Below are 14,170 nucleotides of genomic sequence, written 5' to 3'. Positions count from 1 at the left end.
GCCGGCTGTGCGACGGCGCACGGAACTGCAGCCGGAACGAAGGGGGTCATGACGGGATGATACCGCGCCAGCCTTGGCATTCCGTGAAAACGGAACTGCGGCGGTGCGCCTGCGCGCCAATGTGGCCGGTAACCGGCAAAGCCCGGGGAGGACCACGACCTCCGGGCCCGTCCTTGCCGGCGAATCATGGTGGCGTGCAGGGAGCTTCTGCGTTCGCTGGTGCCGTCCACATTGAATCCGGCGACCAGTACCGATAGAAAGGCACTGTGAAGCAGAGTATTTTCGCCCGCGTCGCGCAGCTCGCGAAGGCCAATCTGAACGCCCTCCTGGACTCCGCCGAGGACCCGCAAAAGATGCTGGACCAGATGGTTCGGGACTACTCGGAGAACATCCGTGAGGCCGAGGCGGCTGTTGCCCAGACCATCGGCAATCTCCGGATGGCCGAGGACGATTACGCCCGCGCCGTCGAGGACGCCGGCACGTGGGGCCGCAAGGCGGTTGCCGCGTCCCGCAAGGCGGACGAATTCCGGGCCGCGGGAAACAGCGTGGACGCTGACAAGTTCGACGCCCTCGCCAGGCTCGCCCTGCAGCGGCAGATGTCCGCCGAAGCGACAGCCAAGGCGCAGGCTCCTGCCCTGGCAGCGCAAAACGAGGTCGTCAACAAGCTCAAACAAGGGCTGGACCAGATGCGCGGCAAGCTCGGTGAGCTGACCGCCAAGCGCAACCAGCTCGTCAACCGGGCAAGGGTGGCCGCCGCGCAGTCGCAGGTCCACGACGCCCTCGAAGCCTTGGACACGGGGGACCCAACTTCGGCGATCGGCCGCTACGAGGAGAGGATCCGCCGGCAGGAAGCGACGGTCCGCGGCCAGCAGGAACTCGCTGCCTCATCCCTTGATGCACAGTTCGCCTCTCTTGAGGACCTTGGAGAGCAGACCGAAGTGGAGGCACGGCTCGCGGCGCTCAAGTCCATGGACCGGAAAGCCATCGATAACTAGGTTGCCATTATTAGGAGTTGTCGGCTTGGCACTGCTGCCGGCCTTCCGTTGGAACCCCAAGGCTGGCGTCTAGGACGATTACGCCCCCTGCCGCCCTGCCTACCTACCGGTCCTGAAAAGTGTGATCATGTAGCGGTCATCGCCCTCAAGGCCATCGTCAGAGATCGAATCCAGATTGAAGTACTGCACCTCGACGCGGTACGTGCCGGGAGGCACCTTCACCTTCCCGCCACTCATGCCGTTGTCCGTGGACCCCGAGACTTCCACTACGCCGCTGGGAACTTCCAGAACCCCCGTAGCGACCTTGTCGACCCTGCCGGTAAAGGAACGCTCCGAGTCGAGCCGGATGAGGACCGGTGCGTACATATTGCGCATGGTGCCAATTGCGATGTAGCGGTCGCCCTGGACGAACATGGCGTCGATCGTCTCGTCCGTCCATTTCGCCCAGAGGTCCCCGAAATCGGCTGTCGGGTCGGAGACCGTGAATTGGTGGAAGTCAGCCATTACGTTGTACTCGGCGTCCATGGGGCATCCTCCCTTGCCGGCGCCATTCGTCCTGCGAAGGATTTCTTTCTCTACCAAAGCGGACTGGACAAGTCCAGCCAGGCCGACCACGGCCCACAGGATCGTTTGCCACGCGCCATCCCAAAGGAGGGACAACGCCAGCCAACAAACACCGATCACATGGCTGCCGGCTTTCATTCCACGAAGGAGTTCCGTGGACCTTTTCGGGAAGCGGACAGCGCTACGGAAGTAGCCCTGAACCACTTGGACCATGGTGCCTCGTTCCGACGTTGGAATGCTTCCCTGGTACTGACAGCCACCCAAGAAGCGAACGGTTGGTGTTCAGTCTTCATATCGCCCACTGCGGTCTGACTTGCGACCTGGAAGAACATGCCGTCGATCGTTCCGTCCGTCCATCTCGCAGCGCATTCCGACGTTGACCCGGATCTTCAGTCTCTAGCTGAATGCGGCGGCCCATGTTTGGCCCGAAGACTGGGCCAGTACCTGTAGTTGGTCCCGGGGCAAGGGGATGTCCTCGCAGATCCTGAGAGCTTGATCAAGGAAGTCCAGGGCCGACTGAACGCCTGATGAAGTATCGGTGACGGCGATCTGGACAGCAACATCGCTGACCTTGCGGACAAGCAGCTCACCGGGTTGCACATCGGGCTGGCTGCCCGAGTACTCAGCCGCCTCGTACACCTGCCGGGCAGCCCATGCCGCTTCCTGCGCGTCACCGGACAGCCATGTCCGGACTGCGTAGGCCAGTGCCGCAGCGGCATTTTGTGCATATCCCTTGTCGAACGACCATTCCTCGTCATCCGTAGGGCCCAGCGACACGGCTTCCGATTCAAGCGAACTGACGTCGGAATTGCCGGCGAACGCAACGTCCCAGGCGGAGTCGAGGATCTCCCGTGCCCGCGCCGCCTTTCCGCTGTCCCCAGTTGTGGTCCAGTATCTCTCGTGAAGCGCGACGAGGCTCTCTGCGCATGCTGCGGCGAACGCCGTCTTGGCTCTCCTGTCCAGGCCAGAAAGGCGCCCCTTCAGAACCATCTCGTCATATTCCGGTGTCGCCACTTTCATTACCACTTTGCGGTTTTCGGGCTAGTAATTGAGGCTTCTGTATCTTCAAGGAAGCTCCTGCAGGCCGGACAACGAGTGATTGGCTTGCCTTGATTCAGCGATTGTGCTCTTCCGCACGACTGTGGTCAATGCAGCGGCCTGGAAGCCTCGCCACGGCGGGCCCGTCAACGACCCTCACACGCTCAGCCTGCCCGGCGTTTTGGTCCGGTTCATGATTGCGTCCCTGCATTGGGCTGGTCAGTTCCTGATCACGCCCGGCAGACCTCCCGGAGGCGCAGGACTCCGGATTGGAGGGCCGCTCACCTGTCCGGCCAACCCTATCCGAGGACGCTGCTGGCGCGGCTGTGAGCGTACGACGCACGGCAGCGGACCCGGACTCCCACAGCGAGATCGGCATTCGACAGGGCTCCCTCGACCGGCTGTAGCGGACGGGAGTGGGGATCGATCGAAGAATACCTGACCGCGCCCCACGAGCTGGAATCAGAACACCTTCCAGAAACAGACGCCCACACCATGAGGACACAAAAAAGGCGCGCCCCGTTCGCTGAGCGCGCCCTTCCCGTATAAAACTGTCAGTCCTTGAAGGCGTCCTTGACCTTTTCTCCGGCCTGCTTCAGATCACCCTTGGCCTGGTCTGCCTGGCCTTCGGTCCGGAGGCTCTCATCGCCTGTTGCGGTGCCGGCCGTCTCTTTGGCCTTGCCGCCTGCCTTCTCGGCAGCGTTGTCAATCTTGTCGCCCAGTCCCATGGTGTTTCCTCCTCTGGTTGGCAGCCGTTCGCATTCGGCTGCATCCATAGTAAGCATGCTTAGGATTATGTTGGCAAGTCTGCCGAGCAGGAGCCTCGGGCTTTGGATCGCAGGCAGCCAGGTTACTTGGCTGCCGACATGCCCGGCTCCAGGGTGTACTGCTTGGGCAGCTTCAGGGACCGTTCGGCCATTACGTCACGCAGCATGTTGGGGTAGTCGGTGATGACGCCGTCGACGCCGTCGTCCATGAGCTTGCGCATGGTCGGCTTGTCATCGACGGTCCAGGGGATAACCTGCATGCCCTTGGCGTGGGCGCGGGTCACCATGTCCGCGTTCACGTAGGGGACGTAGCCTGGGTCGGTGACGGTGCCGTTCTGGGGCGTGCCATGGACGGGGGAGATGGCGTCAAAGCCAAGGGAAGCCGCGGCGTCCACCAGGTCCCCGCCGAAGTCATCGGCGTCAATGCCGCCGAGCCATGGCGACTTGCCCGGCTGGCCGGCCTGCAGGAAGTCCTTGTTGGTCAGGGCGACGGTGCGGATGCCGGGCTGGCGCTCTTTCACCATGCGCAGGGAGCCCCAGTCGAAGCTTTCGATGGAGACGCGCTCTGCCATGTGGGCCTTGTTGATTTCGCGCAGCGCGACGTCGACGAACTGTTCGCGCGGGGCGGTCTGTTCCGGGGCGCCGGCCTCGACCTTGGTTTCGATGTTGAACTTGACCTGGCTGGCCCGGTAACGGTTGGCGAGGTCGAAGACCTCTGCCAGGGTCGGCATCCTGGCTCCGGGGGAGACCTGCTGGCCGGGGAACTGGGGCAGCGTCTGGGAGCCGCAGTCCAGGCTGCGGACCTGGTCGAAGGTGAGGTCCTTGATGTACTTGCCCACATAGGGGAAGGACGGGTCTCCCGGGGTGACAGGCGCGGTGTCCTTGCACTTCCGGCCATCAATCTTCCGGTCGTGGGTGATGACTTCGCGGCCGTCCTTGGTGATCTGCAGGTCCATCTCCAAGGTGGACACGCCGGTCTCGATGCCCTTGGCGAAGGAAGCGAGTGTCGATTCGACGGTCAGGCCGATGCCGCCGCGGTGGGCCTGCAGGTCAAAGTGGTTTTCGGTGCCGTTGGGGTTGGTGTCGGCGGCGTGGGCCGGGAGGGATGTTCCCAGGGCAAGGCCGGCAGTGATGGCGGCCGCGGTCAGCAGCTTGGTGCACTTCATGGGTTCTCCGGGGTTGGGGTTGTGGCGGGGTGGAAGGTGAAGGGCGTGGGCCGGGTTACGGCTTGCGGCCGGGCAAGACGAGGAGGGCGTCCCCGACTGGGCGTTCGCCGGTGGCGTCGGAGGGGGAGTTCATGACCTGGTCGCCCTGGACCATGGTGGTGGATCCGCCGCCGTCGAGGTTGATGGCGTTGATCATGCCGAGCGATTTCGCCACGTGGGCTTCTTCGTTCAGGCTCAGGCCCAGGGAGGTGGTTTGGCGGCCGTCGGCGGTGACCAGGATGGTGCGGCCCTGGGCGTCCACTCCGGCGAAGGTGCGGGGGTTGCGCTTGTGGACCCAGCCGTAGAAGAAGCTGTTGCTGTCGTTGGTCCGGACCATGCCGTCGCGCTTGGCCGTGACGTCCAGCTGGCCGTTCTGGACCAGGGTCGGGCCGCCGTTGACGACGTCCGTCGTCGGGGTGGTCGTCAGGGTCTTTCCGCTTTCATCGAGCAGGTCCGTGTCGACCTTCAGCTTCTTGCCCGGCACGGCCAGGGCGGCGAGCTTGTCGACGTCGGCGCCGATCGCCTGCACTGTCTGGCCGCCGGCGGGCACCGCGGTGCCTCGCGCGTGGTTGACGGCGGTGACGGTGCCTTGCGGGTCAAGGACGACTTCGAGTCCGGGGCCGCCCGGGGTGGTGGGGCCGAACTCGGGAGTGAAGGAGACGATCTCGTCCGGGTCCGTGCAGGTGAAGTCGTGCAGGGGCAGGTTCGTCGGGGTGTCGTCGGTGCCGCCGCAGTTGCGGATCAGCCCCGGGACCCGGTCGACGCCGTCCAGTGGGAGTTCCGCCGCGCCCGGCGCGGTGACAGTGCCGTGCCAGTGCAGCCGCTGGATGGAGGTGCCGTTCTTATCCAGGACGAGGGAGGGCCGGTCGCCGACGGGTTCGCTGAGGACCTTGCCGTCGTGGACTGCGGCTCCGGCGGGGTCACCGGGGGCACCCGCCGCGGGGTCCATGGTGAAGAACCCGCCGTTCACGGCTGCCAGGGCGCCGGCGGCGGCTGAGAGCTGGCTGGTCGTTTCGCGGTTTTCGAGGTTGGGGCCGAAGGAGGAGGTGAGGTCGCCGTGGAACTCCTTCGGATCAATCGTGAGCACCTGGAGATTCCACGGTCCGCGGTCGTCCTCGCTGGAGCCGGCGTCACCGTCCCAGCCGGTGTAGATCACCGAGGCCTTGTAGCCCGCGGCTTTGATCTGGTCCACGGTGGCAGCACCGTCGGCCTTCGAGCTGAACTGGCCCGCACGGACCCGGTAGCCGAGGTCGCCGCCGGCGTCGGCCAGCTGGGGTGACTGGACGTGCTCGATGCGGGCAGTGACACCAGCGGCGTTGAGCTTGTCGGCAACCTTCTGCGCCTGCGCCTGGGTGGACAGCGCGGAAGCCGGGGCGTCGGGGTCGAGAGAGGTCGACGGGACCGCGACTTCGGCAGTCCAGAAGAACTCCTGGTTAGGGGCGCCGCGCGTGATCGTGGTCCGGGTCAGGCCCGGAGCCAGCGTGGTCACGTTCCGCGTCTCAGGCAGGTCCTGCGCGCCGAGGTCCAGGTGTGAGGCCTGTGCCGGTGCGGCAGCCTGCTGGTCAGGTGCCGGTGCTGTTGGCGCCGCGGTGGAGGCGCCTGCCGGGGTGAGGAAGGCGAAAGGGAGGGACACGGCCAGGGCGGTGATAACCGCACGGCGGTGACGATGATTGGGGCTGATCATGGTTATCGACACTAGAGCGCCAGGAAGTCATAGAGCCCTCCCACACACCGCGGTTATTCATGCCTTCGATGAGTGTTCATCAACCGTTCGGGGAACTGTGTCCGGATGTTCCGTCCAGATGCCGTAACCCCCGCGCAGCATGGAGAACTTATGTGCGTACCCGGCAGCCGATGAGCCTCGTGGCGGGCATAGGAAAAGGTGCGCCCCGTTCGCTGAGCGCACCCTTTTCGAACTCCCCGTTCCCAGCCGTTTGCGATCGACTGCATCCAGAGGAAGCATGCTTAGGATCAATTGGGCAAGCCCATTTTCCATGACTGAACCCGTCGGAACGGACGAAAGCGCCGAGCGGCTCCAGGCCGCTCAGGTGATGAGGCGCTAGACGACCGCCAGCGCTGGGGGTTTGGCGTCAGCGGCTGGCAGGCTCAGCGCCGCCCTGGTGCCGCTGCCCGGGCTGCTAGAGAGGGTGATGTGGCCGCGGTGGTTTTCGACGATGGACTTGGTGGTCGCCAGCCCCAATCCGGCGCCGGGAATTGTTGAAGAATGTGCTCGGTGACCTCGCGCCGCAAGCCGTCCGGAAGCAGTAAGCGCCGCGCATGTCCTCGAGGATCTGGGTCAAGGACATGCTCGGATTTTAGCGGGTCCTTTAGCGCTCGTTTCCCTCGGCGCAATTCGTCCCACGGACGAGAGGTTGAGGCGATCCCGGACAGGACACTTTGCGGCCGGGATTAGAATCACCCCACTGTTACAGGTTCATTCAAGGGAGCGTCTAAGTGTGCCCTGCCATCGAGAAGATCTCTCGGCTTAACCAGCGAAAAACCCCTAGAACCCTTGAGTCCTAGGGGTTTATCCCGAGCTTCCTATCAGAATCGAACTGATGACCTTTTCATTACGAGTGAAACGCTCTACCGACTGAGCTAAGGAAGCACCGCACAAAATCCCGGACTGAACCGGGCCCTTCATGCAAGAGTCAACTCTAATAGAGTCTCTGCGCCGCGGTCAAAATGGAGCAGGTGCAGGCCGCTGAGGCGTTCAGCACACGGTGTTGTCGGCCGGAACTTTGCCCCCGACCAGGTAGTTGTCCACCGAATCTTCGAGGCAACTGTTGGCCCGGCCGTAGGCTGTGTGCCCCTCGCCCTTCCACGTCAGCAGCGAGGCGTTCCCCAGCTGTTTGCGCAGGGAGGCAGCCCAATCAACCGGGGTGGCGGGGTCGCCCGTGGTTCCGATGACCACGATCGGGGAGTTCCCCGAGTATTCGACCGCCTGCGGCGTCCGGACGTTCTTGTACGGCCAGTCAGCGCAGCTGGTCCCGCCGTAGGCGAAGAAGTAGCCAAAGGTGGGGGAGTCTTGTTCCAGGCGCTTCTCCTCCGCCCGCATGCCGGCGGTGTCCGAGACCATGGGGTAGTCAAGGCAGTTGATCGCGTTGAACGCGAACGTGGAATTGGAGGTGTACGAGCCGTCGGTCGCACGGTCGGCGCTGATGTCGGCGAGGCGCAGCACCAGGCTCACATCCCCGTTCATGGCGGCCTCCAGCGCCTGGGTGAGGGCAGGCCAGCTCTGGTCGTTGTAGAGCGGGGTGATCAGGCCGCTGACGAACGTCGTCGCATTGACCAGGCGGCCGTCCTTGGCGGTGCGGGGTGTCTGTTGGACGGCGTCGATGAGGTCCCGGATCTGTTGCACGCCGGAGTCTACGTCGCCGGTCAGCGGGCACTTGCCCTGCCGCTGGCAGCTGGCGACGTAGGTGTGGATGGCCTTCTCGAACGCGCGGGCCTGGCCGCTGGTCAGGTCCTCATTGCTGATGGACGGGTCGAGGGCGCCGTCAAGGACCATCCGGCCCACGTTGTCCGGAAACAATGAAGCGTAGGTGGAGCCCAAGAAGGTCCCGTACGAGTATCCGAGATAATTCAGTTTGGTGTCATTGACCACCGCACGCAGCACGTCCAGGTCCTTGGCGGCGCTAACGGTGTCGATATGCGCCAGGACCGGGCCGGTTTGCGCCGCGCACTGGGCAGCGATTGCCTTGTTGTCCGCCAGTGCCGCCGCCAGCCCGGTGTCGGTTTCGAGGGCGTAGGTCTTGGCGCGTGCCGCGTCACGCTCCGCGTCGGTCATGCAGGTCACGGGAGCGGAACGCTTGACGCCGCGGGGATCGAAGCCCACGAGGTCGTACGCATTGCGGACGGCCGCCGAGAAGTGTGTCGCAGCGGCGTCCTTCACGAAGTCATAGCCGGAAGCGCCCGGGCCGCCCGGATTGACCAGCAGGCTGCCCGTTTTCTTGCCGCTGCTGGGGGCCCGCAGGGCCGCGATTTGGATGGTGTCGCCGGCCGGGTTGGCGTAGTCCATCGGGACGGTCACCTTGGCGCACTGGAATTCGCCTTCGCAGGGCTGCCAGACGACTTCCTGCGAGTAAAACTTCTCCAGCCCGGCGGGCGCGGACGCCACGATCGAGGGGTCGGCCTTGGCGGTGGCCGCCTCCGGCGGGTTCTTGTCCCCGCCGTTGAGGAGGCTGCACGAGGCAAGGACCATGAACAGGGCCATGGCGCCCGCGGCGCGGACGGCGGCCAGCAAGGACCTGTGGCGTGCGGGCAGGGGGCGGGCAGTCATCGGGTCTCCTTGGAGGGCTGGATCAGGCTGGCCGCCATGGACTCGAGGGTCAGCAGCGGGGCGACGTTTGTGGTGGTGATGCGTTCGCGGGCTTTGTTGATGGCATCCATCCGGGCAAGCGTGCCTTCCGGAGTACTGCGGGCGGCGAACTCCTCCAGCTCACTCCTGAGCTCAACGTTGACCAGCTCCACGGCGTTCCCCAGCTGGATGATCAACACGTCCCGATAGAAGGACAGGAGGTCCGTGAGGGTCCGGTCCAAGGAGTCCGTGATGGAGCGCTTGGCCCGCCGCTTCTGGTCGTCCTCAAGCTGTTTCACCTGGCTGCGCATCGCCGGGGGGAGCGTGCCGGACTCGGGCGCGCCAAGTGTTGCCAGGAGGGCTGCTTTTTCCGCGGCGTCGCGCTCCTCGTTGGAGCTGGTGGCCTCTGCCGTTGCGATCTTCACCAGCTTGTCCGCCATCATCACCGCGGCTGTGACGCCACGGAGCCCGAGCGGGAACCGCACCGTCTCCAGGCGGCGTTCCCGGGCGGCGGGGTCCCGGGCCAGCCGGCGGGCGATCCCCACGTGGCTTTGCGCTGCCCGCGCCGCGCGTTCGGCGAGCTCAGGATCAACGCCGTCCCGCCTGACCAGCAGGGCTGCAACTTCCGCGGCAGGCGGCAGCCGCAAGGCAACACTGCGGCAGCGGGACCGAATGGTCACCAGGACGTCGGCCGGGGACGGTGCGCAGAGCATCCACACGGTGCGCGGGGTGGGTTCCTCGATGGCCTTCAGCAGCACGTTGGTGGTCCGCTCAGCCATCCGGTCGGCATCCTCCACCACGATGATCCGCCAACGCCCCGCGGACGGCCGGTTCCCCGCCGTTGCCACCAGTTCGCGGGCCTCATCAATGGTGATGGTGACCTTCTCCGTGCGGACGAAGGTCACGTCCGAGTGGGTTTCCCCGAGGATGGTGCGGCACGCTTGGCACCGGCCGCAGCCCCGCAGGCCCACGTCCTCCTGGTCGCAGTTCAGCGCGGCTGCGAAAGCTTTGGCTGCGTTGGAGCGCCCGGAGCCCGGCGGCCCGGTAAACAGCCAGGCGTGCGTCAGGCCTTCGCCGCTTGCCGCCTGGCGCAGCTGTTCGACGACGGCGGCTTGGCCCTGGAGGTCGTCCCACACCGTCACGAGCCGCCACCGTCCGTCCCGTGCCGGGAGGGCAACGCATTGGAAGGAGCCGGGCCGGCAAGCAGAGCGTCGACCCGGTCCCGGATTTGCGCCGCGAGTTCGTCCACCGGCAGTTTTGCGGGCAGGACCAGATACGCTCCGGGGCGGGCGGCAGCGAGGTCGAGGAAAGCCTTCCGAATCCTGGTGTGGAAGTCATCTGCCTCGGACTCCAATCGGTCCTCGGCCGCCTGGCCGGCAGTGCGGCGGCTGCGGCCAAGCCGCGGGTCGACGTCCAGGAGGACTGTGAGGTGGGGCTGCAGGCCCGAGGTGGCCCAGTCGTTGAGGGACTTGACGGCGTCCTGGCCGAGGTCGCGGCCCGCCCCCTGGTAGGCCACTGACGAGTCTATGTAGCGGTCGGTCAGCACGATTTCGCCGCGGCCGAGTGCCGGCCGGATGACCTGGGCGGCGTGGGCTGCCCGGGACGCCGCAAAAATCAGGGCCTCGGTATGGGCATCGATCTCGCCGTTGCCATGGTCCAGGACCAGCGAACGCAGCTTTTCGCCGACGGGGGTGCCGCCGGGTTCACGGGTGCGGCGCACGGTGTACCCCCGTGATTCCAGTTCAGCCGCAAGCCGGGCCGCCTGCGTCGACTTGCCGGCGCCATCGCCACCTTCGAATGCGATGAACACGCCCGCCATTTGTTTGCTCACCTCCCAAGCCTACCGAGCCGGACCGACATTTCATGACCTGCCGCCGCACCCTGTGTGGACGGCCGGTGAACGCAAGGCGTCCATACGGCGGCACCCCTTTCAGGCGGATCCTGGACGGACAGTACGCTGTTGAACATGAGTCTTTCCGAGCACCAGGCCGCGTCCCTTTCCCCCGAGACCGTCGTGGTCGCGGCCGGACGTCCGCCCCGGGAAAGGGACCAGCCGGTCAACCCTCCCATCACCTTGTCCTCCACCTACTTCGGCACCGGTCCGCTGGGCGACGGGGACCGGGGTTATGGCCGGTATTCGAACCCCACGTGGGATCCCTTCGAAGAGGCGCTGGGCCAGCTGGAAGGCTCCGCGCTGCCGGGCCTGCTGTACGCATCAGGGCTGGCGGCCGTCAGCTCGGCGTTGTCCCTGATCCCGGCCGGGGGAGTGCTGGTGATGCCGGACCACAGCTATTCGGGCTCGCTGGTCATGGCCTCCGAACTTGCCCAGAAGGGCTTCATAGAGCTCCGCACCGTGGACATCGCCGATACCGATGCTGTCAAAGCTGCCCTGGCGCCCACCGGTCCCGGGGCCCGGGCCGCGGCCATGCTCTGGCTGGAAAGTCCCACCAACCCGATGTTGGGGATCGCTGACATGGCGGCCGTCGCCGAGGCCGCCCACGCCGCAGGAGCCATCGTCGTCACGGACAACACCTTTTCCACCCCTTTGGTGCAGCAGCCCCTCCGGCTCGGGTCCGACGTCGTGCTCCACTCGGTGACCAAATACCTCGCCGGGCACTCCGACGTCGTCCTTGGGGCGCTGGTCACATCCAACCCGGACATCCGGTCCGCCTTGCTGCACCACCGCATCATCCACGGCGCCATCGCCGGACCTTTCGAAGCATGGCTGGCGCTGCGCGGACTGCGGACCCTTGCACTGCGGGTGGAGCGGTCCCAAAGCTCCGCGATGCTGCTGGCGGAGCGCCTCGCGGCCCACCCCGCCATTGAATCCGTCCGCTTCCCGGGCCTCCCGTCGGACCCCGGCCATGAGCGGGCCCAGGCCCAGATGAAGGGCTTCGGCTCCATCATCTGCGTGCAGGTGGCGCCGGCCGCCGGCCTGGGGGGTGCCGACGCTGCGGACAAGGTGGTGGAGGCCCTCGCATTATGGCTCCCCGCCACGTCACTGGGCGGCGTCGAGTCCCTGATCGAACGCCGTCGCAGGCACGCAGCAGAACCTGCCAGCGTGCCGGACAACCTGGTTCGCCTCAGCGTGGGGGTCGAGAACGTGGAGGATCTCTGGGCGGACCTGAAGCAGGCGCTGGACACGCTGGGCGGCTAGGCTGGGTTCGTGGACGGTGAACTGATTATTCGGCCTGTAGAACAGGCAGTGTTCTTTATCCTTGGCCTGGTGGCCCTGGGACTGGAATTGTGGGCGCTGGTGGACTGTGCCCGGCACCGCGCCAACGCGTTCGAGGCGACTGGCAAGCGGACCAAGGCCTTCTGGCTCGCGCTGACCGGCGGCGCCACACTGGTGGGCGTGATTTCGCTGTTCGGCGCCGGCGGCGGCATCGTCAGCACCCTTGGCCTGTTTGGGCTCGCCGCGGTCGTGGCCGCCTCCGTTTACCTCGCCGATGTCCGCCCCGCCGTGAAGGACGCCGGCCGCGGCGGCAGCCGCAACACGGGGCCCTACGGCCCCTGGTAGCCAGGTTCCACGGCGTCCCAGCCCACGGTTAGTTCGCCCAGCCGCCATCTGGCCGGGCCGTCCTGGACCGGCCACCCGGCGTCGCGCAGGCTCCGGCACATGCCCACCCAGCGCTGCCTGTTCCCGAACGAGGCAAGGGGGGCGCATTCCAGCCAGGTCCGGTCCAGCGCCAGCAGGAAGTCGTGGACCCGTTCACCGGGAATATTGCGGTGAATGAGGGCCTTCGGCAGGCGCTCGGCCACCTCCGAGGGCAGGTCGAAGCTGCCGAAGCGGACCGAAATGCTCAAGGACAGCGGCCGCTCACGGTCAAGCGCAACCCACGTCACCCGGCGCCCCACTTCGTCGCACGTGCCGTCGATAAACAGGCCGCCCGGTGCCAACCGGTCCTGAACCAGGCGCCAGATGCCCGGCACATCCGCTTCCTCGTACTGGCGCAGCACGTTGAAGGCCCGGACCAGGACCGGACGGCCGGGGACGGGAAGCTCGAAGCCGCCCACATGGAAGGTCAGTCCCGGACGCTGGAGCGGGATCGCCGCCTGCACGCGCCCGGGCTCGATTTCGATGCCGGACACGCGGACGTCCGCCCGCACTGTGGCAAGGCGCTCAAAGAGTTCGACGGCGGTGGCCGGGGTGGCGCCGTAGCCCAGGTCAACCACGAAGGGGTCGGCCGCGGACCGCAGCCGCCACGCCTGCGGTCCCGTCAGCCAGCGGTCCACCCGCCGCATCCGGTTGGGGTTGGTGGTTCCCCGGGTGACGTTGCCTACCGGCCGGCCCTGCCGGCCGGCAGATGTCCTGCCGGAAAGTTGTGGGGTATTCACCCGTTCAGCCTTTTGAACCACGGCCCCAACACTATCCCCGCGGGGGTGGAGGCGGGTCCAAAAGCCTGCCCGGCCATGTAACGCTGGGCGGCCGGCAACACTGCTCGGCTAGGATGAAAATCATGACTTACAAGCTGATTCTGCTGCGCCACGGCCACAGCGAATGGAACGCCAAGAACCTGTTCACCGGCTGGGTGGACGTTGACCTGAACGACCAGGGCCGCGCGGAAGCAGCGCGGGGCGGTGAGCTGCTGGTGGAGAACAACATCCTCCCGGATGTGCTGTACACCTCCCTGCTGAAGCGGGCCATCAACACCGCCAACATCGCGCTGGACAAAGCCGACCGCGGCTGGATCCCGGTCAAGCGTGACTGGCGCCTGAACGAACGCCATTACGGCGCGCTGCAGGGCAAGGACAAGGCCCAGACCCTGGCCGAATACGGTGAAGCGCAGTTCATGGAATGGCGCCGGTCCTACGACACTCCGCCGCCGCCCCTGGATGACGACTCCGAGTTCTCCCAGGCCCACGACCCCCGCTATGCCGGCCTCGGCGACGCCCTCCCGCGCACCGAGTGCCTCAAGGACGTCCTGGTACGCCTGCTGCCCTACTGGGAATCGGACATCAAGGAAGACCTCAAGGCAGGCAAGACCGTCCTGGTCACAGCCCACGGCAACTCGCTTCGTGCGCTGGTCAAGCACCTGGACGGCATCAGTGACGAGGCCATCGCCGGGCTGAACATCCCCACCGGCATTCCGCTGGTGTACGACCTCGACGATGACTTCAAGCCGGTCAAGCCCGGTGGAACCTACCTGGACCCGGAGGCCGCTGAGCAGGCCATCCTGGCCGTAGCCAACCAGGGCAAGAAGTAAGACTTCGCGGTTCTTCGCCGGGTGCTCGGTCGTTCCTCCCTTAGACGCACTCCGGCCGAAGTACGCGCTGCGTCAAATGTGAAACGACGACGGC

At 66.0% G+C, this 14,170-nt stretch carries 13 protein-coding genes, 1 tRNA gene and 1 pseudogene; 4 read left to right on the top strand and 11 right to left on the bottom strand.

What is annotated here, in order from left to right; genetic code table 11:
• Window positions 1-266: 266 nt before the first annotated feature.
• A complete protein-coding gene (locus tag DC347_RS05690) occupies window positions 267-995 on the top strand; it encodes a PspA/IM30 family protein (protein ID WP_109044726.1) in 729 nt (242 codons plus the stop codon).
• Between the two features lie 99 nt (window positions 996-1,094).
• Here DC347_RS05690 and comJ read toward each other — a convergent pair whose 3' ends face one another.
• The 10 genes and pseudogenes from comJ to tmk all read right to left on the bottom strand — a co-directional run bounded on the left by comJ (window position 1,095) and on the right by tmk (window position 10,700).
• Window positions 1,095-1,520 carry a competence protein ComJ gene (gene comJ, locus DC347_RS21620; RefSeq protein WP_165837981.1) on the bottom strand — a complete coding sequence of 142 codons (426 nt, stop codon included), beginning with the start codon at window positions 1,518-1,520 and terminating at the stop codon, window positions 1,095-1,097.
• Window positions 1,521-1,955: 435 nt separating this feature from the next.
• Window positions 1,956-2,579, bottom strand: a complete 624-nt coding sequence (locus DC347_RS05680; protein ID WP_109044724.1) for a DUF416 family protein — start codon at window positions 2,577-2,579, stop codon at window positions 1,956-1,958.
• Between the two features lie 572 nt (window positions 2,580-3,151).
• Window positions 3,152-3,325 (bottom strand): CsbD family protein, encoded by a 174-nt coding sequence (locus DC347_RS05675; RefSeq protein ID WP_018762327.1) that lies wholly within the window; start codon window positions 3,323-3,325, stop codon window positions 3,152-3,154.
• A 122-nt stretch (window positions 3,326-3,447) separates the two neighbouring features.
• Window positions 3,448-4,530 (bottom strand): glycerophosphodiester phosphodiesterase, encoded by a 1,083-nt coding sequence (locus tag DC347_RS05670; RefSeq protein WP_109044723.1) that lies wholly within the window; start codon window positions 4,528-4,530, stop codon window positions 3,448-3,450.
• Between the two features lie 55 nt (window positions 4,531-4,585).
• Window positions 4,586-6,253, bottom strand: coding sequence for a phosphodiester glycosidase family protein (locus DC347_RS05665; RefSeq protein WP_109044722.1), 1,668 nt, complete (start codon window positions 6,251-6,253; stop codon window positions 4,586-4,588).
• A 375-nt stretch (window positions 6,254-6,628) separates the two neighbouring features.
• Window positions 6,629-6,787 (bottom strand): annotated as a pseudogene (locus DC347_RS05660) (ATP-binding protein); the annotation flags it as partial.
• Between the two features lie 317 nt (window positions 6,788-7,104).
• Window positions 7,105-7,177 (bottom strand) — tRNA-Thr (locus DC347_RS05655).
• A gap of 105 nt (window positions 7,178-7,282) precedes the next feature.
• Complete coding sequence (locus DC347_RS05650) at window positions 7,283-8,851, bottom strand: alpha/beta hydrolase (protein ID WP_109044721.1); 1,569 nt, start codon at window positions 8,849-8,851, stop codon at window positions 7,283-7,285.
• The gene (locus DC347_RS05645) at window positions 8,848-10,011 is read right to left on the bottom strand and encodes a DNA polymerase III subunit delta' (protein ID WP_109044720.1); all 1,164 of its coding nucleotides are present in this window, start codon (window positions 10,009-10,011) and stop codon (window positions 8,848-8,850) included. The genes DC347_RS05650 and DC347_RS05645 overlap by 4 nt, the downstream gene beginning before the upstream one ends.
• Complete coding sequence (gene tmk, locus DC347_RS05640) at window positions 10,008-10,700, bottom strand: dTMP kinase (RefSeq protein WP_109044719.1); 693 nt, start codon at window positions 10,698-10,700, stop codon at window positions 10,008-10,010. The genes DC347_RS05645 and tmk overlap by 4 nt, the downstream gene beginning before the upstream one ends.
• A gap of 135 nt (window positions 10,701-10,835) precedes the next feature.
• On the opposite strand from tmk, the gene DC347_RS05635 reads away from it, so the two are divergent.
• Both DC347_RS05635 and DC347_RS05630 read left to right on the top strand, forming a co-directional pair.
• The gene (locus tag DC347_RS05635; protein WP_018762319.1) at window positions 10,836-12,026 is read left to right on the top strand and encodes a PLP-dependent aspartate aminotransferase family protein; all 1,191 of its coding nucleotides are present in this window, start codon (window positions 10,836-10,838) and stop codon (window positions 12,024-12,026) included.
• Between the two features lie 9 nt (window positions 12,027-12,035).
• Window positions 12,036-12,389, top strand: coding sequence for a DUF2516 family protein (locus DC347_RS05630; RefSeq protein ID WP_018762318.1), 354 nt, complete (start codon window positions 12,036-12,038; stop codon window positions 12,387-12,389).
• On the opposite strand, the gene DC347_RS05625 is transcribed toward DC347_RS05630, so the two are convergent.
• Window positions 12,374-13,207 carry a class I SAM-dependent methyltransferase gene (locus DC347_RS05625; protein ID WP_240617702.1) on the bottom strand — a complete coding sequence of 278 codons (834 nt, stop codon included), beginning with the start codon at window positions 13,205-13,207 and terminating at the stop codon, window positions 12,374-12,376. The genes DC347_RS05630 and DC347_RS05625 overlap by 16 nt on opposite strands.
• Before the next feature lie 122 nt (window positions 13,208-13,329).
• Between DC347_RS05625 and DC347_RS05620 the strand changes: the two genes are divergently transcribed.
• A complete protein-coding gene (locus DC347_RS05620; protein WP_018762316.1) occupies window positions 13,330-14,076 on the top strand; it encodes a phosphoglyceromutase in 747 nt (248 codons plus the stop codon).
• The last annotated feature ends 94 nt before the right edge of the window (window positions 14,077-14,170 follow it).

The sequence above is a fragment of the Pseudarthrobacter sp. AG30 genome (assembly GCF_003116525.1).
Taxonomy (GTDB): domain Bacteria; phylum Actinomycetota; class Actinomycetes; order Actinomycetales; family Micrococcaceae; genus Arthrobacter.
The sequence above is the reverse complement of the archived record's forward strand: the minus strand, read 5'-3'. Positions and strand labels throughout refer to the sequence as shown.

Excerpts from the sequence above, each read along its gene's own strand:
- DC347_RS05650 (WP_109044721.1), bottom strand. The coding sequence starts at position 8,851 with ATGACTGCCCGCCCCCTGCCCGCACGCCACAGGTCCTTGCTGGCCGCC.
- DC347_RS05635 (WP_018762319.1), top strand. The coding sequence starts at position 10,836 with ATGAGTCTTTCCGAGCACCAGGCCGCGTCCCTTTCCCCCGAGACCGTC.
- DC347_RS05675 (WP_018762327.1), bottom strand. The coding sequence starts at position 3,325 with ATGGGACTGGGCGACAAGATTGACAACGCTGCCGAGAAGGCAGGCGGC.
- DC347_RS05665 (WP_109044722.1), bottom strand. The coding sequence starts at position 6,253 with ATGATCAGCCCCAATCATCGTCACCGCCGTGCGGTTATCACCGCCCTG.
- DC347_RS05680 (WP_109044724.1), bottom strand. The coding sequence starts at position 2,579 with ATGAAAGTGGCGACACCGGAATATGACGAGATGGTTCTGAAGGGGCGC.
- comJ (WP_165837981.1), bottom strand. The coding sequence starts at position 1,520 with ATGGACGCCGAGTACAACGTAATGGCTGACTTCCACCAATTCACGGTC.
- DC347_RS05670 (WP_109044723.1), bottom strand. The coding sequence starts at position 4,530 with ATGAAGTGCACCAAGCTGCTGACCGCGGCCGCCATCACTGCCGGCCTT.
- DC347_RS05620 (WP_018762316.1), top strand. The coding sequence starts at position 13,330 with ATGACTTACAAGCTGATTCTGCTGCGCCACGGCCACAGCGAATGGAAC.